Genomic DNA, 23325 nt, shown 5'->3' with positions numbered 1-23325 from the left:
CCTACCGCTGCCATTTTGGATTTACCTACCACAAATGGTCTTGTAGGTGCAGTACTGGCATTTTTCAATATGCGTGGTCTGGTCAAAAGGTATCCGCTCGTCAAAGATGGAAGCCACTACTTCCTCCAGTTTCTCCATGGTCAGCTTAACCAGTTCTTCCATCCTTTGGTGATCAATGGGTTCCATTTTCCCCCTTCCTGCCTGCTCCCTGAACCTCCAATCGAAACCTTCCCCATCCTTCTTCATATTCCTGACATCATATAGACCAGCCACCACAGGGGTTCCTTGCGGCAGTTCTGCTTTCAGCACATGCGAATAGATGATGGTCTGGAGGGCGGCCTTGTTCCTTTCCCTTTCTTCCGGGTCAAATAAACCCTCCACAGACTTGAAATCCTTTTTATCCTTACCGGTCTTGTAATCGATGATCCGGTAAATCCCCTGCTTCTTATCGATCCGGTCAATTATCCCCCCGATCTTTATCTCCATTGCTTTCCCGTTCGAGACAAAGCTAAAATTTCCCAGGGCTTTCTTCTCCAGTTGAACGATCGTGAAAGGAGCGTATCTCTTGTCATAATACAATACCTCACGCACATAATAGCGGATCACTTCCCTGATCACCTTATAGCTTCCCGTGAACTGTACCGGGTAGCCGAACTCCCCTGCCAGTTCCATTCCAAACGCACCATCCACGGCCTCATCGGCCCATTGATCGAGTAGATCGATATCAGCAGCAGTTACCTCACGGGATCCATTCTTGCCCGCAGCCAGACGCTCGTATAAATGTTCTATTGCCTTGTGGAGGATATTTCCCATCACCCTTGCGTCGATCTCATCCTGGAAACCTTCGGGCTCATCAATACCGACCACATGCTTCAAGTAAAACCTTAAAGGACACTCGATATAGTTATTGATCGCAGAAGGGGAAAGGGCAACTTTACGGTACCTGTTCAGGCAGGTCATTACCTTTTCATCCTTGATGATGGAAATGGGAGGCTTGGCCTCAGGTGCTACGTTCACCAATAGTTGCTGGTGGATGAACGGTATCCTGGTCTCATACTCCAATTGTGCAAGAAAGCGGCTTGGCTCGCCGGGACCGGCTTCATCTACCGTACAATTGTACAAACAGGCCATGGTACTGTTCCGTTGCAACAAGCGGTAAAACACATAGGCAAAGATGGCGTCCTGCTTTTCCATCACACTCAAGCCATAAGCCCTCCTGATGCTATCGGGGATAAAGGTTGGGGCTACCGCTCTTTTCGGTAGCACCCCTTCATTAACATTCAATACGATAATGTGATCGAAGTCGAGTCCCCTGCTCTCCAGTAATCCCATCACCTGCAACCCTTTGAGTGGCTCACCCTCCAATGGAACACTGAGGGTCCTCATAACATTCGTAATGGTTTCACCAATGAACTCCAGGCTAAGGGGATGTTTGAATTGTTTCAGCAGGTCCTCCAGGCGGTTAAGCTGGTAATAGGCGGATGATAACAACTGTAATTCGAGGGCACCGATCGCACCGTTGACCGGTTCCCTTGCCTGTACTTCCAGCACATTCCTGATCAACCCAAAGATATCCATGGGCTGCTGGACAAGCTGTAATATTTGCTTCAATCGCTTCTCCGTAACCTGTTCCCATTTCTCAACAGGTATGGATACCAAACTTCGTTTGTTGATTTCCGTTACCAATTCAGCCGCCTGGTCAACCTGGTAAAAGTAGGGATGCTGCAATAGTTGCAACAGGTACTGGTAGTAGATCCTCTTCCCTGACTGTTGTTCCAATGATTCCTGCACCTTAATGATGGTGGTGATCAATGAAAAAACAGGAGACTGGGCGATACCGTAGCCCATGGTAATATTGATAAAGGGGATCCCATCCGGCAGGGAATGTAGTACCGGCATCAGTTGCTGTTCATCAGCCAGCAGGATGCCTATACGTTCCGGTGCTTTAGCCAGGTCAGGTATCTCTTTCAGTAGCTGAGGAAGAAGCCTTACCTGCGCCGCATTGCCCTCGGCCGCTATGACCCTGATGGTCCTGTCGGTTCTGTTGATATTGTTTTCCACCGGTGCTTCATTACCAAAGAGCCCCAGGTTTCTCCTCAGGAACAATCCTGCTTCCTGCAAGGGGTCATCTATATAATGACTATCGGCATCAAAATAGAACAGGGCCTTACCATCATTCTTCAATTCCGTGAAGAGCCTCAGCTCAGCACGGTTCAAGGCATTGAAACCGATAAAGACGATCTTTTCAAACTTGTCGAGGAATACGGCATTATCATGCTTACCCGTAGCAAGGTTTCGGTATATGGTACCCATGGTGACCAGCTGCCTTTCTTCCAGCAATGCACCAAACCGTTCAAAGATCCTGGGTAGCCTTCTCCAAAGCAACAGGAACTTTTCCTTTTGCCTGCTCAGTTTCTCCGTTGAAAAATTCTTCCAGAAACGTTTAAGGTATTCCTGCTGTTCCGCTGTTAGGTAGTCGAAGCCTTTCTCTATCGCCGCCAGCTCTGCCATATTACTGTAGAGGTCGGGAATGGAAATGATATTCGACTCCAGTTCAGTATAATCATTCAGCAAGATTTCACCCAGTGAGTAAAATCGCTCATAGGTTGGGATATCCGTTTCTCCATCTTCCTGGAGAACTGCAAGGAATGCATCATATAGCAGGAAGGATTGTAATAAGCGATCAGCCGGAAGCCTGTTGGTTGACAACCCAATGAATTCATGGATCGTCAATAATTCAGGGCTCCAGATCGGTTTGTCGATGAGGTTTCCCAGGTAATGCCGAAAATAGACAGCCGGCCTTTTGTTAGGGAACACAAAGGCAAACCTGGAAATATCCTTACCGTATTGCTGGTATAACTGGCTCGCTACCGTTTGTAAAAACATAATTCCGCTTTTTTCAACTGAAAAGATTACCCTGTTCAACTGCTAAATGTGCCAATGGAACGAGCGATTGGTTAAACCCATAATAAACATATGATTTCACAGCGGGATAGCCCATCTGTTGCAGTAGTTCCTGGTATTGCTTTAACTGCCTGGCATGACCGGGTGATTCTTCCTGGGTAAACTTGAAGTCCAGCAGGATCGTTTCCTCTTTACCCACCAATACTTTATCGGGTCTCCTGGTATCACCGCCTTTTATTAGAATAGCCCTTTCATTGATGGCTTCATATGCTTCACTGAACCATAGCCTCAGCTGCTGGTTATTCATGGCCTGCATCACTTTTTCCCTGACTTCTTCATAATACTGGCTGGTGATGATACCTTCCATCTGCATTTTCTGGAGTACGGTACCTGCATCATCCGGATGGCTGATCTTAGCAAGTGCCAGGTGGGCTAGCTGGCCAATCTTCTGTTGGTCATTGGTGGACAACTGCAGGATCAGCTCATGCCTGGCCGGCTCCCTTAGGTCTTTCAGCAATTCAGGATGTGCAGTGAAGGGTTGCAGTACAAGTGCGTCTTCGCTGGCATTGCCTTTACCATTACCGGTAATTTCACCGTCTATACAAAGTTTTCCCGATTCAAAATTGGCAGAATAATCCTCCTGCCCCTTTGGAAGGGAGCTTGCCGATTGTTTGAGGGAATGGTACAGCAAATCCCCAATTGTTGAGATACTGCCTTCCTTTTCTGATTTCTCGGAAGGCATTGGTGCCATTATGTACATGGCCTGACGGGTACGAGTAAGCGCTACATACAACATGTTCAATGCATCCATCCTTGCCATCAGCTGTTCTTCAAAATAGTCGTAAGCGAAATGGGTTTGCGCTAGTGACTTACTGATACTAACCGGGACCACTTCAATGGGCGATCCTTCTACCTTCCATTGGCACCATAGTCTGCCCTGGTCATTCTGTAACTTCCAATCTGCATAGGGTACGATGACCACATCGAACGCCAATCCCTTGGATTTATGGATGGTCATCACCTGGATGGCATTGGCGGAAGAGGACATGGGCAGGGCCCTTTTTTCGCCTTCATCAGCCCACCATTCCAGGAATTCCCGGATATCGGCCCTTCCTTTCACACTGAACTTGTTCACCATATCCCGGAATGCCAATACATAGGCTTGTTCCCTTGTCCAGCTATCCAGGGAGAATATGCTGATCAATTCTTCCACACATTCATATAATCCTGTTTCCAGCAGGTAGTGCCTTCTTTTTGAAAAAGCCTCTGGTAACTGCGCCAGGGCATGGTCAGTTTTTATGCGGTACCATTCCAGGTTACTCAGGTCAAGTCCCAGCCTGTAAGCATTTGCCTGCACCAGCTCCACCAGTGCCAGGTTATCCTTATCGTTGATCAGGTATTTTAAGGCTGCAAGCAATAACTGGATGGCCGGGGAAGCATTAATGACGAGCGCATCTGTAGAGATCAAACCATACCTAGCGCGGGCCTTGGTGGTCTGCTGGTATTGAAGGAGGAGGTCGATCAGGTAGCGTGCATCTTTATTATTCCTTGTCAGCAGGGTGATCTGGGCAGGATCAATTCCTTTTTCCACGATCAATGAATCGATCAGGGAACACAACCATTCTTCTGCTTCGGGTCTCCAGGAATGGATCGATCGCGAATCCTTGGCAAAGAACCGGATATCCACCACCCCGCCATCCTTTGCGCTGGCAGGCATTTCCTGGGCTGCATCTTCATAGGCGGTTCCAATGATGTCATAGTAATGGTTGGATTGAAGCCGATGGTGGATCGCCTCATCTGAAACCTGGGACATCTCATTGTTGAAATCCAGCTGCAGGATTTTGGGGGCACAATGAAAAAGGTAATTATTGAAACTGATGATGTTCTTCCTGCTCCGGTAATTCTCCTTGAGGCTGTCCTCTTTCACATACACATCACCGATATCCCTTTTCACCTGTTCCTGCAACAATCGCCAATCGCCATTACGCCAGCGGTAGATGGACTGCTTGACATCCCCAACGATCAGGTTATATTGACCCGTTGATACGGACTGTTCTACCAGGGGTTTGAAATTGTCCCACTGGAAACTACTGGTGTCCTGGAATTCATCCAGCAGGAAATGCTGGAAACGATTGCCGATCTTCTCATAGATGAAAGGCGCGTCATTATCACTTACCAGTTCCCGCAATAATTGCTGGGTATCCGAGATCAATAGGGCATTGTTCTCCTTACGGTAATCCGCCAGTTGCTCAGCCATGATCCTGAGCAGGTTCATATTATTCAGGTTGGCCAGGACAACTTTCGCAGTCTGGTAAGTAAGCATATGTTCGCTTACATGATCAACCGCCTTGTTGAGCAGTTCATTGTATTGCGGGTAAATTGCGGCAACCCTTGACCTGGTGGATTCATCTGTATCTTTTTTAGTCCACCTGTCCAGGTTATCCAATGCCTCCATTACCCTTTTACTGGGGCTGAAATCCTTGTCCTGGATAACCTTATTGAAATAATTGATGAATCCTGATTTTGCGTAACTGAAAACTTCCGGTTCCAAGCCAGAAGCCTTCAGGATGGACTGGGCCTTCTTCGCCCATTCCATCATCGGCTCTTCCATCTGTCTGATGGTTTGTTGCAGGCCCGCTTTCAGGCTTTCAAAGGCTGCTGTCGGATCTTCGAGGTTGCGCATATTGGCTTCAAAGCGGTGGAACCGCTCCTGGAAGATCTCACCTGCAAAATTGAGCATCTCACCCCTGAAGTCCCAGGCCTGTCCATTCTCGATTCGTTCAAGGGCTATTTTCTGGACCCATTGTAATAACTCATCATTCGTCTCCAATAATTCAAACAACCGGTCGGCCAGGTCCTCCTTTACAATATCCTGGTTCATTTGCAGTTCATAGCCGGCATCCAGGCCGATCTCATAGGCAAAGGAGCGGATCACCTGCTGCACAAAACTGTCAATAGTGCTAACAGAAAACTTCGCATAATCATGAAGGATAGCCCTATAGACCTGGTCAGCCTTCATGGCCAGCTGGTTGCCCTCTGCCAATTCGGGAAACCTCTCCAGGATAATGCTTCCATAGTCGGTCTTTTCCCCTTTGGCAATTTTCCGCAGTTCGCCCAGGATACGGTGCTTCATTTCCTCAGTGGCCTTATTGGTAAAGGTTACCGCAAGTATCTCCCTGTACTTATGGGGTTGCTCAAAGAGCAGGCATAGGTACTGGGAGGCCAGCAGGAAGGTCTTTCCTGAACCGGCTGAAGCCCTGTAGATATGAAGGGGGAGGGTAAATTCTTTTTCGGGCATAAGGTTGGTTATGGAAGGATTCAAATTACCTCATTTTTGGGCAGATAACCAGCAGCATTTTCTCATCTTTGGGCCATAGAATGAAGCGCATGAATTGGAACAATTGTTTTTCACATGGACGATATGGGCAGGGATTCATTTCTTCAACGGTGCGGACTCCCTATGAAAGGGATTTCGACCGGCTGATCTTCTCTGCCGCATTCAGGAGGTTACAAGACAAGACACAGGTATTTCCCTTGCCCGGGCCGATCCTGGTGCACAACCGCCTTACCCATTCCCTTGAAGTGGCGAGTGTAGGCAGGTCATTGGGGAAGATCGTAGGGGATATGCTGGTGGAGAAACTGGGTAGTGAACTAAGTGATGAGGCAAAACTCTTCTACCAGTCTGACCTTTCCAGTGTGATCGCGGCTGCCTGCCTGGCACATGATATCGGCAACCCTTCCTTTGGGCATTCTGGGGAAGCGGCCATCAGTTCTTATTTTGAACAACATGCAGGAACCGTGATCGGTGGGAAACCGCTCATTGGGCATTTTGAGGAGAAGGAGTGGAAGGACCTTACCAATTTTGAAGGCAATGCCAATTCCTTCAGGATCCTGACCCACCATTATGCCAACCGGCAGAAAGGCGGTTACCAGCTGACCTATACCACCTTGGCAGCCATAGCCAAATATCCATGCGAAAGTATCGGCAGCGACAAGAAATACCTGAACCGCAAGAAATATGGTTTCTTCCAGGCCGACAAGGATGCTTTTGTGGAAGTGGCTGCAAAACTCGGTATGACCTGTGAGGATACCGATCCACTGATCTATAAAAGACATCCCTTTGTTTACCTGGTAGAGGCAGCCGATGATATCTGTTACCGGGTGATCGATTGGGAGGATGCGCATCGTTTAGGCATCATTGATAGTGACACAGCCATTCGACATTTCCTGGCCTTGCTGGAAACCAGCAAATGGGATAAGATGGATAGGATCCATAAGACCCTGAAGGAGTTGGACAATGACCCGCGCGAACAGCTGGCCTACCTCAGGGCAAAATGCATCAATTACCTGGCAAACAGCTGCGCCGAAGTATTTGTAGGGAACAATGCGGAATTACTAACGGGAAGCTATAACCGATCCCTTATCGATGGAATAGAAGCCAGGTCACTGGAGGCTTTGGAGGCGATCAACAAAGTGACCATCAGGAAGATCTACAACCATGAAACAGTGGTAAAGATCGAGTTGGCCGGTTATGAAGTGATGAGTTCCTTGCTGGGTGCATTCATTCCTGCCATCTTACAGGAAAAGGCCTCGCATAAGGAAAGGAAGATCCTGCAGTTGTTACCCAACCAATTCCGGGGTGAAAATGAAACTGCCTATGAAAAGGCATTATCGGTAATTGACTTTATTTCCGGCATGACCGACTCCTATGCCATGGAACTGTATAAGAACCTTAAAGGTATTTCACTGCCAACGCATACCTGATCGTTATAAACCATTACTGGTAGTAAAAAAAAACCACAGGGGCTCCTGTGGTTTTTTTATCAATCATTTCTTTTTACGCTGGGGTTACCATCGAAGCCCAGTACCGGTTTCCATTTTGATTTCGGTTCAAAGTATTGCCAAAGCAGGTTAGCCATTTTCCTGACGAGCACCCATCCTTCATTGTTACTGGACCAGCTCCGGTCTTGCTGGTTCTTGGTTATGATGGAAAAGATGAATGGTCCATGAGGTGCCATCACCAGGATGGTCTCACTTCTCGAAGCGTCTACCGCTCCATTCTTTGAGGCAATGAATACATCCGGTGGAAATTGTGAAATAGCCTCTTCATCCCAGTAGTTCCTTCCCAACATCCGCAGCATCTGAACAGAAGCATCATTGGAAAGCATTTGCCGGAGGTAGATCAACTCCATCAAGCGCACCATTTCACGGGGAGTGGTCTGTCCCCATCCAAATTGCCTGCGGTTCTCTTCACGGCCGGGTGTCCGGGAATTCACCCGCGTGTTTTGAAAACCCAGGCTGTCGAGGATTTGGTTGATGCGGGTACCGGTACCGGCCAATGCCTGCAGCCATAGACTGGCGGTATTATCGCTGGTGGTGAGCATCAGCATCAATACCTTGGCCAGGGCTATCTTTTCGCCATCCTTGAAGGAGCCCAGGATATCCTCTCCTTCATATAATAAAGAGTCTTTATATATTAATTCCTGGTGATAGCCCAGTTCCTTATTATTGATCTTATCCATAATGCCGATCATGATGGGGATCTTGACCATACTGGCGGTGGGGAAGAGGGTATCCGCATGGATGGCTGCAACCTTCCCTGTCCGGAGGTTTTTCACATATACCCCTGCCTGGCCATTGAAGCCCTTGAATAGCTCAGCCATTTTTCGCTCCAACTGTTTATCATATTTGTTGGTATCCTGGGCCATGGCATTGGGGAAGAGCCAGGCAAAAGAAATGAGCAGCAATGCGATCTTCTTCATAACGTTTTGGTTATGAGATAAATATAGACATTTACCTTAAAGAATCTTATTTGTAGTACCCATTTTGCTCGATCTCGAGGCGAACAGGTTCCGGCACAAGGAAGCGGATATCCTCGCCTTGCCTGATCATTTGACGGATAGCAGTAGCGGAGATATCCAGCAGGGGGGCATTGATGGTGTGCAAACGGGATGAGATTTGGGGATCGATAGGAAAGCCAGGACGGGGATAGACATAAAGGTCATAGTCGCGAATCAACACTTCAGCATTCTTCCATTTCCTAAGGTTCTGCAGCCCGTCACTACCCATGATAATGGCAAAACTATGTTGGGGGAATTTTTCCTGCAGGTAGGTTAGGGTATCAATAGTATAGGAGGGACGGGGAAGGTGAAGTTCAATATCAGATGCCCTTAAACCCTCTGCTCCTTCAATGGCCAGTTTGGCCAGGTGGAGCCGATGGTATTCATTCAGCAATCCGGCAGAAGGCTTGAAAGGGTTTTGGGGTGAGATCACCAGCCATACCTGGTCAAGGTCGGAATGGGTCGCCATTTGGTTGGCGATGATGCAATGCCCTATATGAATAGGATTAAAGGAACCAAAGTATAATCCGATTTTCATGATGCTGGTAGCTGGGAAAAGCTTGAAGGAACCTATTGCGGGAATTAGATTGGTCAGTTGATTTCTTCGACAAAGATATTCTGTGCCTCATCCAGGCGGAGGCTCAGGTTATAGCCAGAAACTGTAATAGCGATCGGGTCACCCAATGGCGCAACCTGGTCAATCCTGATCTTCTCCCCGGGAACACATCCCATTTCCATCAACTTCAGGAAAATATCATTATTCTCAAAACTTTTGATCACCACTGTTTTACCTACTTCGATATCTGACAAGCGTTTCATCATAACAGCCTCAAAGCTATGCTCCACCATTGGGAATGTTTTACGAATTTTGGAAATGATGAACAAAGCTACCGATAATATTCAGTTCCACTACCTGGACCAACGTTTTCATTTTCCTAAAAGAAATGAAGTAAAAAGCTTCCTGAATGAACTCTTCCGTAAAGAGAAAAAGAAACTGGAAGGTTTGAGTTTTATCTTCTGCTCCGACGAGTACCTCCTGGAGATCAACCGTAATTACCTTCAGCACGATTATTATACCGATATCATCACCTTCGACCTTTCTGCTCCCGGCCAGGGTACTACCGGGGAAATTTATATCAGCATCGACAGGGTGAGGGATAATGCCCAAAACCTGAATGAAACCTTCTCCTATGAACTGCACAGGGTGATCTTCCATGGCGCTTTGCACCTATGTGGGTACAAGGATAAAACCCAGCAAGAAGAGATATTGATGCGTAAGATGGAGGATAAATACCTTAAGCTATACTTTGGTAAGTAAGCTCTCCTTTTCAGATCGAAAGGTAAATCTCCCTGTTCCACGTGGAACAAATAGATGCAACCATAAACAAAAGGATCGCCATTCGCCTTAAGGCCTGCATAAACAGGGAAATATATCTAACCATCACATCCACTCTTCCACACTATAGCAATGAAGCAACACCCGGCTAAGTAGGAGTGGGGTAAGTAGAGCAGGCAGCTCAGCCAGTAAAGAAACTAACCAGCCTGACCGGCAACAATTTTAGAGTAAGGAAATCTTATCCATAGTCAAAGCAGAAAGGCCCATTATACCTCTTTGAAAAGATCCATCTATCCTGGGATAATAAAGCCATTTACCCAACCAGGAATACCAGTCTGGCTAAAGAACAATAGCGAATAACAAACAAAGGCTCGCTTAAATGCTTCAACCTTCCAGGAACCCAACACAATCAGACCTTTAAGCCAAATAACAGTAATACAATACGATACCTAACTGTTCCACGTGGAACAAATAGGTAAACAATTGTAATAAGGATCCTGGTATCCGGAAATTTGATCATTCTGTTCCACGTGGAACAAACTTCATCATTAATTCTTTGGTGTTTCACGTGGAACATCAATAAAAGGATTACCATCCATAATATCCAAAAGTCAATTGTAATTTTGCACCCTAATACTTATTTGAATGTTTCCAGATTATGATGTTATAGTAGTAGGCGCTGGACATGCAGGTTGTGAAGCTGCGGCTGCAGCCGCAAATATGGGATCCAGGGTTTTACTGGTAACCATGAACATGCAAACCATTGCCCAAATGAGTTGTAACCCCGCAATGGGTGGTATTGCCAAAGGACAGATCGTAAGGGAAATCGATGCATTGGGTGGCTATTCTGGTATCGTCACTGATAAAAGCATGATCCAATTCAGGATGTTGAATAGATCTAAAGGACCTGCCATGTGGAGCCCAAGGGCGCAGAACGATAGGATGCTCTTTGCAGCAACCTGGAGGGAAATGCTGGAGAAAACCCCAAATGTTGACTTTTACCAGGATATGGTAAAAGGCCTGATCATTAAGGATGGTAGGGCCTGTGGAGTGATCACTGGACTTGGTCACCATATCCAATCGAAAGCAGTTGTGGTAACCAGTGGAACCTTCCTGAACGGGGTGATCCATATTGGTGAAAAGACCTTCGGTGGGGGAAGGGTAGCGGAAAAGGCTGCAACCGGAATAACGGAACAACTGGTGGAACTGGGATTTGAAGCAGACAGATTGAAAACAGGTACCCCACCAAGGATTGACGGACGGAGCCTCGACTACTCAAAAATGGAAGAACAAAAGGGGGATGAAGAGATCATTGGCTTCTCTTACCTTCCCGTTGAGCGGATAAGTGCGGAAGAACAAAGAAGTTGTTTTATCACCTATACCAATTCCAATACCCATGAATTACTGAAAACAGGTTTCGATAGAAGTCCCATGTTTACCGGCAGGATAGAAGGGGTAGGACCAAGGTATTGTCCAAGTATCGAGGATAAGATCAACCGCTTCGCAGACAGGGAAAGGCACCAGATCTTTGTAGAACCGGAAGGATGGAATACCGTTGAGATCTATGTGAATGGATTTTCTACCTCTTTACCGGAAGATGTACAGTACAAAGCCCTAACCAGTATACCCGGATTTGAGCAGGCTAAGATGTTCAGACCAGGTTATGCGATTGAATATGATTATTTCCCACCAACCCAATTGCGTTACTCCCTGGAAACAAAATTGATTGGGAACCTCTTCTTTGCTGGACAGATCAACGGAACGACAGGTTATGAAGAAGCAGCCTGCCAGGGTTTGATGGCAGGGATCAATGCCCACCTCAAAGTAAAGGAACAGGACCCCCTAATCCTGAAAAGAAGTGATGCCTATATTGGGGTTTTGATCGATGACCTGATCAGCAAGGGTACAGAAGAACCTTACCGCATGTTCACCAGCAGGGCGGAATTCAGGACCTTACTGCGACAGGATAATGCTGATCTGCGTCTAACAGCATTAAGCCACCAACTCGGATTGGCAACTGAAGACAGGATGCAACTGGTAGAAAGCAAGAAAACCGGAACAAAAGAGATCATCGCGATCCTACAGGAACTATCCCTGGATCCACAGGAAGCCAACCATTACCTGCAGGAAAAACAATCAGCTCCACTTAACCAAAAACAAAAAGCAGCACAGCTTCTACTAAGACCAAATATCAACCTTTCAGAAATGACCAATGCCATGCCTGCATTAGCCACTGCGCTGAACCGTTTCAACAGGGAAACAATAGAGCAGGCAGAAGTACAATTGAAGTATGATGTTTACATCGAAAAGGAAAGGGAACTGGTAGAAAGAATGAACCAAATGGAATCATTGGAGATCCCTGAAACCTTTGATTATACCAGGGTAGCAGCCATCAGTAATGAAGCAAGGGAAAAACTAAAAAAAATAAAACCAAGGACATTAGGCCAGGCCAGCAGGATAAGTGGTATCAATCCCAGCGATGTACAGATCCTCATGGTGTACATGGGTAGATAATAAAAAAGAGAAGCAATGCTTCTCTTTTTTATTATAATTAATTGATTATTAATTATTTAAATAGTATTTCCCTGACAATTCCAGATATGGCCGTAACCCATGATGAACAAAGATATTCTTGCCGGTAAAGACATATTTCTCGAAATAAGCTGGTTCATTGGGTAGAACAACTTGCACACCAGCAGGCATATAACTTAAACTATTGACGTAATCAGGTTCCTTCAATTGAGGAAGCACCTTCCTGATCTGCTTATTTACCATATCACCAAGGTACTTTCGGTATTTCTTTTCAGCCTTTAAGGTTGACCTGTTCATCTTATTGTAAACGCCTTTCAGATACCACCTTACTAAAGCCTTCTGGCTTTTAAGCGAACTGGTAACATCCATAAATGGATTAACAGGATTCATATCTTTTAAGGTTTGGATGGAAAATGCCGTCTCCGGTACCCAATCAGCAGCATTAACCACCCGGAATGCCCAACCACCCTTATTCATAAAATCGAAATCATAGGCGAAATAAAGGTTACCAGGCTTGGGAGCTGCACTGCAATAAGTCTTTAACCTGATATCCTTCCTGAACGGTAACTTATATTCAAGGTAACTCCTGACCAAATAAGAAAGGGCACCTCCCTGACTATGGCCACAGATGATAAAATCCGTTATCCCATTCTTATATTCTTCCTCCATCATTTTGGCAATAGCAGGTCCAATATGGGCCACACCTATAGTCCAGCCAACATGAACCGCAGCTCGGCTATCATCAGCAAACTGGTATTCAAACACGGTACTGTCATTGATCTGAAGTTTTCCTTTTGCAGGTATCATGGCAGCATAAAAATTCTCCAACCAACTAACCTGGTCTGGAACAGTACCCCTAATCACCACAACACCTGTTCCATCATCGCGACGCCAATAATTCCATTGGTTCTTTAAACCAACCTCCGAACTTTTATACACGAATTTGTACCCCTCCCCAACCGGTATCCGCTTACTTAGGGTATCAAAGAAGGCATTCTGGTTATCAATCAAACCTAAGATCTCCTGGTATTCCTTCACGTCAAAACCTGGCTTTAAGGCCTGACCTAAACTAAGAAAGGGCAGGAGAAAAAATAAAATGGTCCAGCAAACTTTCATAAGCAATCATGAATTAAAAAAAGCGCCTTTAAGGCGCTATAGTATTATCCTATCAATCCGGCTGCCCTGGAAATTTCCAGCATCCGCTCAATTGGCTTTTTGGCCGCAACACGAAGGTTCTCATCCATCACCAACTCTGGTACCTCATACTCCATGCATAGATATAGCTTCTCCAGCGTATTAAGCTTCATGTGGGGACAATCATTACACGCACAGCTATTATCAGGTGGTGCAGGGATAAAGGTCTTATTTGGGCTTGCTAACTGCATTTGGTGAAGGATACCCGTTTCCGTTGCAACGATATATTCACCGAAACTATCCTGTTGGGTATATTTCAACAATTGGGTAGTACTACCTATATAATCTGCGATCCTTAAGATAGGATCCTCACATTCAGGATGCGCGATCAACTTGGCATTCGGGTGCCTCACTTTTAATTTGGTGATCTTCTCCAGGCTAAAGATCTCATGGACCATACAGGCGCCATTCCACAAAACCATATTCCGACCAGTCTTCTTATTCAGGTAAGCACCCAGGTTCTTATCCGGGGCAAAAATGATCGGTTGGTCTTCTGGAATACTTTCAATGATCTTTTCCGCATTACTACTGGTACAAATAATATCACTCAATGCCTTGATCTCAGCTGAACAGTTGATATAGGATACCACCAGGTGATCCGGGTGCTTTTCCTTAAAAGCACGGAACAGGTCAGCGGGAGCAGAATCAGCAAGGGAACATCCGGCTTTAAGATCAGGCAACAGAACCTTCTTGGTAGGATTCAGGATCTTGGCCGTTTCTGCCATAAAGTGAACACCTGCAAAAACAATAATATCAGCATCGGTCTTTTCCGCGCGCTGGGCCAGTCCCAAGCTATCCCCAATGTAATCCGCAACATCCTGGATATCGGGCTCCTGGTAATAATGCGCGAGGATCACTGCATTCTTTTCTTTTTTGATCCGCTCGATCTCCTGGAAAAGATCCATGGTGGGATCCACCGGCAGGTCCAAAAAACCTACAGTTTCCAAATTTGTCTTCGCAGATTCAATGTTTATAACTGACATAATAACTAATATTATTTCTATTATTTTAAAATAACCTATTACTATTAGGGCTGTGGATTTGGGGATATAATGATTTACAAAGCTTTGGAATTGTCAAAATTACTGGCTTATCCACAGTTATCCACAAAAATCCAACAGTAACCAACCTAGTCCAGTCGCATATTTCATCAGCTTATCAACAACTGTGGATGAATAATCGTTGGGAAAAGAATTCCATTCAGCCGGATGTGAACCTATGTGGAATAAACCCGGCTTTCTCCACCTACCTGCCTGGACTCCCTTCCGTGTCCCTGATTTATCCCACCTGAATCCCCATTTTCCGATCAACAAAAGAAGGGTTATTCACCGGAATCCATAGAAATCAACATCCACTTGTTAAAACAGGTTTCACGATTCCTGTCACCACCTGAAACCTGCATCCTACCGACCATATCATTTTCGTTTGTATATGTCAGTGACGTGGAACATGCCGGGGCCACTCTAAAATGGCCAATAATCCACAAGGATAAACCAATCAAAAGGATAATGCCGGGAAATATTTCTTTTGGTAAAAAGAAAATTATCCTACCAACCCATTATAATAAAATTATATATTATTTAGTTATGAAATGCTTTTTCCCGGCAAATTGGAATCCATGAAATGTAGAATTGATGCGAATTTCAGGCCCTTTTCCACAATTTGTTCATATGGTGAATTTCCTTATTTTCGCCACTCATTTTTTATCAACCGTACATATAATTCAACTAGAACCATGTCAATCATTCAGCAAATCAGGGACAAAGCAGCGTGGCTGGTATTTGGCGTAATTGCGCTGAGCTTATTGGGATTCCTGTTAATGGACGCTTTTGTAGGTAGGGGCGGCCGTGGGCTTTTCGGTGGAAACAGCACCACTATCGGAACTGTTAATGGAGAAAAGCTGGACTATGTAGAATTTCAGAAAAGGGTGCAAATGGCTGAGGAGCAATACCAGCAAAGCGGTTATCCCATGAATGAAATGATGCGCCAGAATGTGCAGGAGCAGGTTTGGAACCAATTCATTGAAGAGAATGTTCTGCAAGAGCAATATGGTAAGCTTGGCTTATCAGTGACTCCTAAGGAACTGGATGATATTTTGTTTGGTGCTAATCCTCCGCAGGACCTGCGTCAGCAATTCACCAATGAGCAGGGCGTGTACGATGCCAATGCTGCAAAAGCCGCTATCGCCAACTTGCGCAAGCAAAAGGATAATCCCCTTGCTGAAAATTTCAATAACGTTTACCTGCCTGCCCTGGTAGATGCCAGGTTGAGGGAGAAATATGCTTCCTTACTGGGTAATAGTTATTATATACCCAAGTGGATGATGGAGAAAATGAATGCCGACAATAACCAAATGGCCTCCATGAGTTTTGTTGGTATTCCCTATGCTACCATCAGTGATAGCGCTGCTGAGGTAAAGGTATCTGATAGTGATATTGAATCCTATATCAATAAAAGGAAGGAAGAATTCAAGCAGGAACCCAGCAGGAGCATTGCCTATGTAGTATTCAGTGCTGCACCTACTGCTGCCGATACTGCAGCTACCCGCCAGGGACTGGAAAACCTGCGCAACGATTTCCTTGCCAGCAACGATCCAGCAGCTTTCCTGACAAGGAACAACAGTGACATCCCATACTTTGATGCATATGTGTTGAAATCAAAACTCCAGGTTCCAAATGCTGATACCATCCGCAGCCTGGCTGATGGTTCTGTTTACGGACCTTACCTGGATGGTGGTTCTTATGTACTGGCTAAAATGATTGGCAAGCGTTCTATCCCTGATAGCGTAAAATGCCGTCACATCCTGGTAAGCACACAAGCCAATACTGACAGTGTTGCCAAGCTCAGGATCGATAGCATTGCTGCTGCCATTAAAGGTGGTGCTGATTTTGCTTCACTCGCATCCAAGTACAGTGAAGATCCGGGAAGCAAGGATAAGGGTGGTGAATATGAATTCAGCTCCCAGCAATTCGGCAACCTTGCAAAGGAATTCGCTGAAACCATTTTCTATGGTACCACCGGTGAAAAGAAAGTTGTGAAGACTAGTTTTGGTTACCATTATATAGAGGTGCTTAACCAGAAGAATATTGAATTGGGATATAAGGTGGCTTACCTGTCCCGCGCCATCCTGCCCAGTGTGGAAACTGAGAACACTGCTTCAGGTGCTGCTAACCAGTTCTCCGGTGAAAGCCGCAGCGCCAAGGCATTTGAAGACAATATTACCAAGCGCAAACTGAATAAGCTGATCGCTTCAGATGTTAAGCCCAATGATGTAATGGTTCCGGGATTGGGTGCCAGCCGTCAATTGGTGCGCTGGATGAATGAGGCGAAAGTGGGTGATGTTTCTGAACCCATCAATATTGATGACAAGTATGTGGTTGCCTTATTGACCGAAGCGAATAAAGAAGGTGTTATCAGTGCTGCCAAGGCACGCCCACAGGTTGAGTTCGTGATCCGCAACCAGAAGAAGGCGGAACTGATTCGTAAGAAGATCGGGAATGCCAATACACTGGAAGCCATTGCAGCTGCCAACCAACAAACCGTTCTCAGGTCAGATTCCGTTCGCTTTAACTCTCCATTTATTCCCAATGTAGGCCAGGAACCCAAAGTGATCGGCGCTGCTTTCAACAAGGACAACAAAGCAAAGATTTCTGCTCCCGTGGCCGGAAACTCAGGTGTATTTGTGATCAAGGTGGATAACGTGAGCGCCATGCCTGACGCCGGCATCAATCTTGATGAGCAGCGTAAGGCCATGATGAACCAGTTGCGCCAGATGGGTGGATTCCGTTCTATGGAAGCCCTGCGCAAATCAGCTGTGGTGAAGGACGACCGTGCGAAATTCTTCTAATCCGGAACAAAGTTGAATCCATACAGGAAGGCGGACCGAAAGGTTCGCCTTTTCTTTTGTGGATGGCCACCAAAACCAAGGGCTATTGCCGGAAGCGCAGGTCTTTTAATTGGCTTGGGGCTAACATTTTAATGGCTAATTTTGTTATTCAAATAAAAGCAAACCATGAGTGATGTGATCGTGAATAAGGTTGCTGAAAGCGGATTGGTCACGCTGGACCTGGAAACTTTTTACCCTAAGGAAGAGATCGTTGTCTTTGATCTTAAGGAATACCTGTTCATGGGACTGATCCTGAAAGAAAAGGATTTCAGGGAAGCCATGAAACAATTGGACTGGACTGTTTACCAGGATAAACTGGTGGCGGTTACCTGTTCGGCTGATGCCATCATTCCCGTATGGGCCTACATGCTGGTAGCATCCAACCTGCAACCATTTGCCAAGGATGTTTACCTGGGCAGTGCTGAGGAATTATTGAAGGAACGTTTTCTCCAGAATATCAGGCAAATTGATACCCATTCCCTCGAAGACAAGAGGGTGGTAGTGAAGGGCTGTGGTGATACCCCGATTGGAGAGTATGCCTATCTGGAAGTAACAAAATTATTGCGACCGGTGGCCAAGACCATTATGTATGGTGAACCGTGTAGCACAGTTCCTGTCTATAAAAAGAAATAAAAAATGCCTGGTAGCCACCAGGCATTTTTATTGGTTCATTTTGAAAAGGCCGATCTATAAATGCAACAAAGATTGCAACAGTAAAGGCATCCAGCGGATAATTACCCACCTGATATTATAGCAGCTTCAAGGCCTTCTCAATATCTTCAGGGGTATCAATTTCCACCCCCATATAATCTGTAAGCACCATCTTTAAGGGAACCCCGTATTCCAGGTAGCGCAGGCATTCAATTTTCTCAGCCGCTTCCAATGGGGTCATCGGCCATTGGGTGAAATTCAGCAAGGCCTGCTTGCGAAATGCATAAACACCAATATGCTCATAGTAGGTAATAGCCATTTCCTTGTTGCGTGGATAGGGAACAACACTCCTGCTGAAGAAAAGTGAATTCATATTCCTGTCCACCACCACCTTTACATAGTTGGGGTCTTCGATGAATTGTGGTTCCTTTAATTCCTGCATCAGTGAGGCTACCTGTACGGAAGCATCATTGAAAACATCCAGCAATGCGGCCAATGGTTCTTTTTTTACAAATGGGGTATCGCCCTGAACATTCACTACTATATCAACATCCATATCCACCACAGCTTCTGCAATGCGGTCACTACCACTTTCATGTTCCCGCTGGCTCATCTTTGCCTTTCCGCCATTATTCACGATCTCCTCGTAAATGATATCACTATCCGTAACCACCCAAACCTCATCAAATAAACCTGTGGCAACCGTATTATCATAGGTATGGCGGATCACGGTCTTATCGCCCAGTTGTTGCATCAGTTTCGCATGGAACCGCGTTGCCGCGTAACGGGCGGGTATCATCGCAACTTTTTTCATCCTGCTTTTATTTGGTAGGCACAAAGGTAAGCGAACAAGCTATTGATGGATAGGCATAAAAAAACCCGTTGGACACAACGGGTTTCGGAGGATGACTAATAATCTGTTTTTACTGTTTTATCAAAGGGTAGTTTCAGCTGGTACATCAGGTCCTGGTCGGTACTGTCATCCAGCACATCCAACCCATACCTCAGGGTCCTGGGATCAGCATAGGCAAATGTGCCGAACAACCTGTCCCAAACGGAAAAGATATTACCGTAGTTGGTATCGGTCAATGGTCTTTCAAAATGGTGATGTGCCTTATGCATGTTGGGTGAAACGAATAACCAGCTGATGGGTTTATCCAGCCAGAGCGGCACCCTGATATTGGCATGGTTGAAATGGGTAAACAAAGCGGAGGTACTCCTGTACAGGAAATAGAGTCCAACAGGCAATCCGAGGCAGAAGATACCTAGGATGGCAGTGGTTTCACGGAACAACCATTCCCCTGGATGGTGCCTGGTACCTGTGGTTACATCAACCTTGGTATCACTATGGTGGATCATATGGAATTTCCACATGAACTTAACCTTATGCATTAACCAGTGGGGGATATATTGGCCGAAAAGGTCCATGAATAAAAGGGCAAGGAAAATTTCGAGGACCAGGGGCATGGTGACCCAGTTGAAGAGGCCAAAATCATGGTCGGTTGTCCATTGGCAAACCTTGATTGTGACCATACCAAAAATGAGGTTTAGAACAAGGGTGGTCGCGAGGAAGACCAGGTTAAAACCGGCATGCTTCAGCCTTTTAAAAGAAAACCGGAAAAGGGGATAATAGCCTTCCAGCATCCAGAAGAACAACATACCCCCCATCAGGATGGCGACCCTGTTGCCCGAAGAAATAGTGGTCCAGAACTCCATGAATCTTTCCATAGCGGTAGATATTGACCCTTAAATTAATTCAGCCGGGGCAAGAAAGTTGAACCTGTACAGGATTCTTGATGATAATCATGCGGGTAAATGGTCGTAAGACTTACCGCATGACTTGCAACGGTAACCATACTTTAATGCTGTGACCGGACTGGAGCCGTTGATTTTATGGAGGATACGGGATAGCCATCCTTCCTCTTTTTCAAGGATCAGTATTTTTTCTAGTGTATGCTGACCACAATCGGGACAAGGGATGGATCCCAATGCCGCCTGGTCTGCCTTACTGAGGACTTCATTCGCCCATTCAACATCCTCTTCGACCACCATCAGTTTCATCCCGCCGATCGCCGGGCTCAATAATGGATCAATGGTAATGGTGTACTCATCCTTCAGGTAACAATTGATCCCTGCATCCTTCAGGAGGTTAAGCCGCATATTGGCTTCAAGGTAATTATCAAAGGAACCGAGCTGGATGAATTGCATTCGAGTGGATTATCTGGTTCACTAATATAAACCAGAAAACCAGGGCGTCAAAGGGGAAATAACAAGATAAAAAAACCGGGAACAGGTCCCGGTTCAAATATTATTGGTTCAGCATCAATGGCATTACCAGCATCAGGAGATCCTCATTCGGATCACTTTCCATTGGCCTGATGATACCGGCCTTGGTTGGTGTGGACAATTCCATCCTCACTTCATCGCTTTCTGCTGCATTCAGCATTTCTATCAGGAACTTTGCGTTGAAGGCGATCTGCAGGTCTTCACCGTCATACTGGCACTTCATGCGCTCATTACCTTCAAAGCTGAAGTCAATGTCCTGGGCGGCCAGTTGCAATTCGCTGCCGGTGATATTGAGTACTACCTGGTTGGTGCTCTTGTTACTGAAAACGCTAACGCGGCGAAGCGCTCCCTGGAAATCGCTTTTGGAAACGATCATCTTATAAGGATTATCCGCTGGGATCACCACTTTATAATCAGGGAAACGGGCATCGATCAGCCTACAGCTCATCTGGGTGTTCCCATGGGTTACAAACAGGTGGTTGGAATTATAGGAAACAGTGATCTCGTCCTCGTTATCAGGGAGTGCGCTTTTCAGGATGTTCAGGGGTTTCTTGGGAACGATAAAGGAATCTGCCTTGGGGCATTTCACTTCAGTTCTCTTGTAACGTACCAGCCTGTGCGCATCCGTGGCCACAAACTGCACATGGTTGGGATCCAGTTCAAAGAACACACCTGTCATGGCAGGACGCAGGTCATCGCTGCTTACCGCAAAAAGGGTCTTATTGATGGCCGTCACCAGGGCACCACTGGTCATATCGAATGAAGTGGTGTCATCTGCAGCCGGCTCCTTGGGGAAATTATCGGGGTTCTCACCCATCACCTTGTACTTACCGTTATCGCTGGTGATCTCGATACCAAAATTCTTGTCGATATTAAAAGTAAGCGGCTGGTCGGGGATATTCTTCAGTGAGTCGATCAGGATCTTTGCAGGGATACAAACCTTTCCGCTGTCCTTTGCTTCGATTTCCATTTGTACCCTCATCACCGTTTCAAGGTCGGTAGCCACAACGGTAAGCTTGTTCTTATCGATCTCAAACAGGAAATCTTCAAGAATGGGCAACACCGTGTTGGCGTTGATTACACCACTGATCTGCTGGAGCTGTTTCAACAAAGCCGATGACGAAACGATAAACTTCATATAGCTGCTAACGATTTAAGTAATGGGACGAAACTACACAATTTTAGCATTGGGTAAAGGCAAATTTGGGATTTTCAAGGCCTGCCAATCAAGAAATAAAGGCCTTTTGCTGAATTGTTGAAAACTCTGGGGATAACCACCTGCTAATACCAAAAAAGGGGTTTTTTCAACACCGTCAATTGAAGGAAATTTGCCCATGGCATTTTCCCGAACCTATACACCAGAACAGGCATTGCAGAAAGCGAGGCATTATTGTGCCTACCAGGAACGTTGTCACCAGGAGGTGAAGGAGAAATTGTATGGTTATGGCCTGCGAAAACAGGAAACGGAACAGCTCATTGCCCGGTTGATCGAGGAAGATTACCTGAATGAGGAACGCTATGCCCTTGCTTTTGCAGGGGGTAAGTCCAGGATCAAAAACTGGGGCCGCGGCAGGATATCCATGGAGCTCAAGCAGCGGCAGGTCAGTGAGTATTGCATCCGGAAAGCCCTTGCCTCCATACCGGAGGAAGATTACCTTACCAGGCTGGATAAACTCGCGGAATCAAAATGGGAGTCGCTGGCGGGGGAGGAAGACCGGATGGCGAGGCTCAGGAAATTCCAGGACTACCTCTTAAGGAAAGGGTATGAATGGGAACTGGTGCAGAAACAGATAAATAAGTACCGGAAGCCGTGAAGGGTGAAGGGTCGGATTAAGCCTATCTTGTTTAATTTCGGTAATTGCTGAACGAATGCCAACGCAAAATGTCAACACTGCATATCACCACTATACAAACCAGCCTTTTTTGGGAAGACAAGTCTGCCAACCTTCTTATGCTGGAAGAAAAGATCAGGGGAGTGAAGGAAAAGATGGAAGTGGTGGTTTTACCGGAAATGTTCAGTACCGGATTCAGTATGCAACCTGCTAAGCTCGCCGAAACCATGGATGGGCCAACCATGTCCTGGATGAAACGGGTGGCCGCCGAAAATCGCATAATCCTTACCGGTAGTATCATCATCCGGGAAGGGGATGCATTCTATAATCGCCTGGTATGGATGCTACCGAATGGAACTTACGGTTCTTACGATAAAAGGCATCTCTTCGGCTTTGCAGGTGAAGACCAGCACTATGCCCAGGGCACCAAACGATTCATTGCTTCCGTAAAAGGTTGGAAGATCAACCTGCAGGTTTGTTACGACCTCCGCTTTCCCGTATGGGCCAGGCAGCAACAGAATAGTGCGGAGGATGAAGTTAGCCTTCTCCCTGAATATGATGTGCTGATCAATGTGGCCAACTGGCCGGAACGAAGGAGCCATGCCTGGCGAACCCTTCTAACAGCCAGGGCGATAGAGAACCAGTGCTTTGTGGTTGGGGTGAACAGGGTCGGCAAAGATGGAAATGATATCTACCATAGCGGCGACAGTATGGTGCTCAACCCGATGGGTGAGGTCATTTACCACAAGGCCCATGAAGAAGAAGTGCACACGGTTGTTTTGGAAAAGAAGGAATTGGAAGAAACCAGGGCCAGGTTTCCATTCCTGAAAGATGCGGACCAATTTGCCATCCTCGAACAATAAT

Annotated in this window: 18 protein-coding genes; 7 read left to right on the top strand and 11 right to left on the bottom strand. The window is 46.1% G+C overall.

All coding sequences use genetic code 11. The features are described 5' to 3' along the window. Positions 1-21: 21 nt before the first annotated feature. Both KJS94_RS13380 and KJS94_RS13375 read right to left on the bottom strand, forming a co-directional pair. Complete coding sequence (locus KJS94_RS13380; protein WP_214447985.1) at positions 22-2886, bottom strand: PD-(D/E)XK nuclease family protein; 2865 nt, start codon at positions 2884-2886, stop codon at positions 22-24. 13 nt (positions 2887-2899) lie between these two features. Next, a complete protein-coding gene (locus KJS94_RS13375; RefSeq protein ID WP_214447984.1) occupies positions 2900-6202 on the bottom strand; it encodes a UvrD-helicase domain-containing protein in 3303 nt (1100 codons plus the stop codon). Between the two features lie 89 nt (positions 6203-6291). Here KJS94_RS13375 and dgt point away from each other — a divergent pair, with 89 nt between their 5' ends. Then, on the top strand, positions 6292-7668 hold the full coding sequence (dgt, locus tag KJS94_RS13370) for a dGTP triphosphohydrolase (protein ID WP_214448279.1): 1377 nt from the start codon (positions 6292-6294) through the stop codon (positions 7666-7668). Positions 7669-7727: 59 nt separating this feature from the next. Here dgt and KJS94_RS13365 read toward each other — a convergent pair whose 3' ends face one another. From KJS94_RS13365 to KJS94_RS13355, 3 genes are read right to left on the bottom strand one after another with little or no spacing between them, the layout of a single operon-like run. Beyond that, positions 7728-8666, bottom strand: a complete 939-nt coding sequence (locus KJS94_RS13365) for a serine hydrolase (protein WP_214447983.1) — start codon at positions 8664-8666, stop codon at positions 7728-7730. 46 nt (positions 8667-8712) lie between these two features. Next, on the bottom strand, positions 8713-9282 hold the full coding sequence (nadD, locus tag KJS94_RS13360) for a nicotinate (nicotinamide) nucleotide adenylyltransferase (RefSeq protein ID WP_214447982.1): 570 nt from the start codon (positions 9280-9282) through the stop codon (positions 8713-8715). 53 nt (positions 9283-9335) lie between these two features. Further along, on the bottom strand, positions 9336-9593 hold the full coding sequence (locus KJS94_RS13355) for a FeoA family protein (RefSeq protein ID WP_239804168.1): 258 nt from the start codon (positions 9591-9593) through the stop codon (positions 9336-9338). A gap of 25 nt (positions 9594-9618) precedes the next feature. Between KJS94_RS13355 and ybeY the strand changes: the two genes are divergently transcribed. Beyond that, complete coding sequence (gene ybeY, locus KJS94_RS13350; RefSeq protein WP_239804167.1) at positions 9619-10062, top strand: rRNA maturation RNase YbeY; 444 nt, start codon at positions 9619-9621, stop codon at positions 10060-10062. Positions 10063-10725: 663 nt separating this feature from the next. Continuing rightward, a complete protein-coding gene (mnmG, locus tag KJS94_RS13345; RefSeq protein WP_214447981.1) occupies positions 10726-12594 on the top strand; it encodes a tRNA uridine-5-carboxymethylaminomethyl(34) synthesis enzyme MnmG in 1869 nt (622 codons plus the stop codon). 48 nt (positions 12595-12642) lie between these two features. Here mnmG and KJS94_RS13340 read toward each other — a convergent pair whose 3' ends face one another. Together KJS94_RS13340 and nadA are read right to left on the bottom strand one after the other, a co-directional pair. Continuing rightward, a complete protein-coding gene (locus KJS94_RS13340; protein WP_214447980.1) occupies positions 12643-13728 on the bottom strand; it encodes a lipase family protein in 1086 nt (361 codons plus the stop codon). A gap of 44 nt (positions 13729-13772) precedes the next feature. Beyond that, positions 13773-14789 carry a quinolinate synthase NadA gene (gene nadA / locus KJS94_RS13335; protein WP_214447979.1) on the bottom strand — a complete coding sequence of 339 codons (1017 nt, stop codon included), beginning with the start codon at positions 14787-14789 and terminating at the stop codon, positions 13773-13775. 752 nt (positions 14790-15541) lie between these two features. Between nadA and KJS94_RS13330 the strand changes: the two genes are divergently transcribed. Together KJS94_RS13330 and KJS94_RS13325 are read left to right on the top strand one after the other, a co-directional pair. After that, entirely contained in the window at positions 15542-17653 is a 2112-nt protein-coding gene (locus tag KJS94_RS13330) for a peptidylprolyl isomerase (protein WP_214447978.1), read from the top strand. Positions 17654-17818: 165 nt separating this feature from the next. Beyond that, entirely contained in the window at positions 17819-18325 is a 507-nt protein-coding gene (locus tag KJS94_RS13325) for a DUF2480 family protein (protein ID WP_214447977.1), read from the top strand. A gap of 115 nt (positions 18326-18440) precedes the next feature. On the opposite strand, the gene kdsB is transcribed toward KJS94_RS13325, so the two are convergent. From kdsB to dnaN, 4 genes are all read right to left on the bottom strand, one after another. Then, positions 18441-19157: a 3-deoxy-manno-octulosonate cytidylyltransferase gene (gene kdsB, locus KJS94_RS13320; protein WP_239804166.1), complete on the bottom strand. Its 717-nt coding sequence runs from the start codon at positions 19155-19157 to the stop codon at positions 18441-18443. A gap of 95 nt (positions 19158-19252) precedes the next feature. Continuing rightward, the gene (locus KJS94_RS13315) at positions 19253-20071 is read right to left on the bottom strand and encodes a sterol desaturase family protein (RefSeq protein ID WP_214447976.1); all 819 of its coding nucleotides are present in this window, start codon (positions 20069-20071) and stop codon (positions 19253-19255) included. 75 nt (positions 20072-20146) lie between these two features. Continuing rightward, positions 20147-20551, bottom strand: a complete 405-nt coding sequence (locus KJS94_RS13310) for a putative signal transducing protein (protein ID WP_214447975.1) — start codon at positions 20549-20551, stop codon at positions 20147-20149. A gap of 100 nt (positions 20552-20651) precedes the next feature. Next, complete coding sequence (dnaN, locus tag KJS94_RS13305; RefSeq protein WP_214447974.1) at positions 20652-21767, bottom strand: DNA polymerase III subunit beta; 1116 nt, start codon at positions 21765-21767, stop codon at positions 20652-20654. Positions 21768-21963: 196 nt separating this feature from the next. On the opposite strand from dnaN, the gene KJS94_RS13300 reads away from it, so the two are divergent. Next, a complete protein-coding gene (locus KJS94_RS13300) occupies positions 21964-22443 on the top strand; it encodes a regulatory protein RecX (protein WP_214447973.1) in 480 nt (159 codons plus the stop codon). Between the two features lie 68 nt (positions 22444-22511). Beyond that, a complete protein-coding gene (locus KJS94_RS13295) occupies positions 22512-23324 on the top strand; it encodes a nitrilase family protein (RefSeq protein WP_214447972.1) in 813 nt (270 codons plus the stop codon). Position 23325 lies beyond the last annotated feature (1 nt).

This window comes from Flavihumibacter rivuli, from assembly GCF_018595685.2.
Lineage (GTDB): Bacteria > Bacteroidota > Bacteroidia > Chitinophagales > Chitinophagaceae > Flavihumibacter > Flavihumibacter rivuli.
This window is presented reverse-complemented; position numbering and strand designations above follow the sequence as displayed.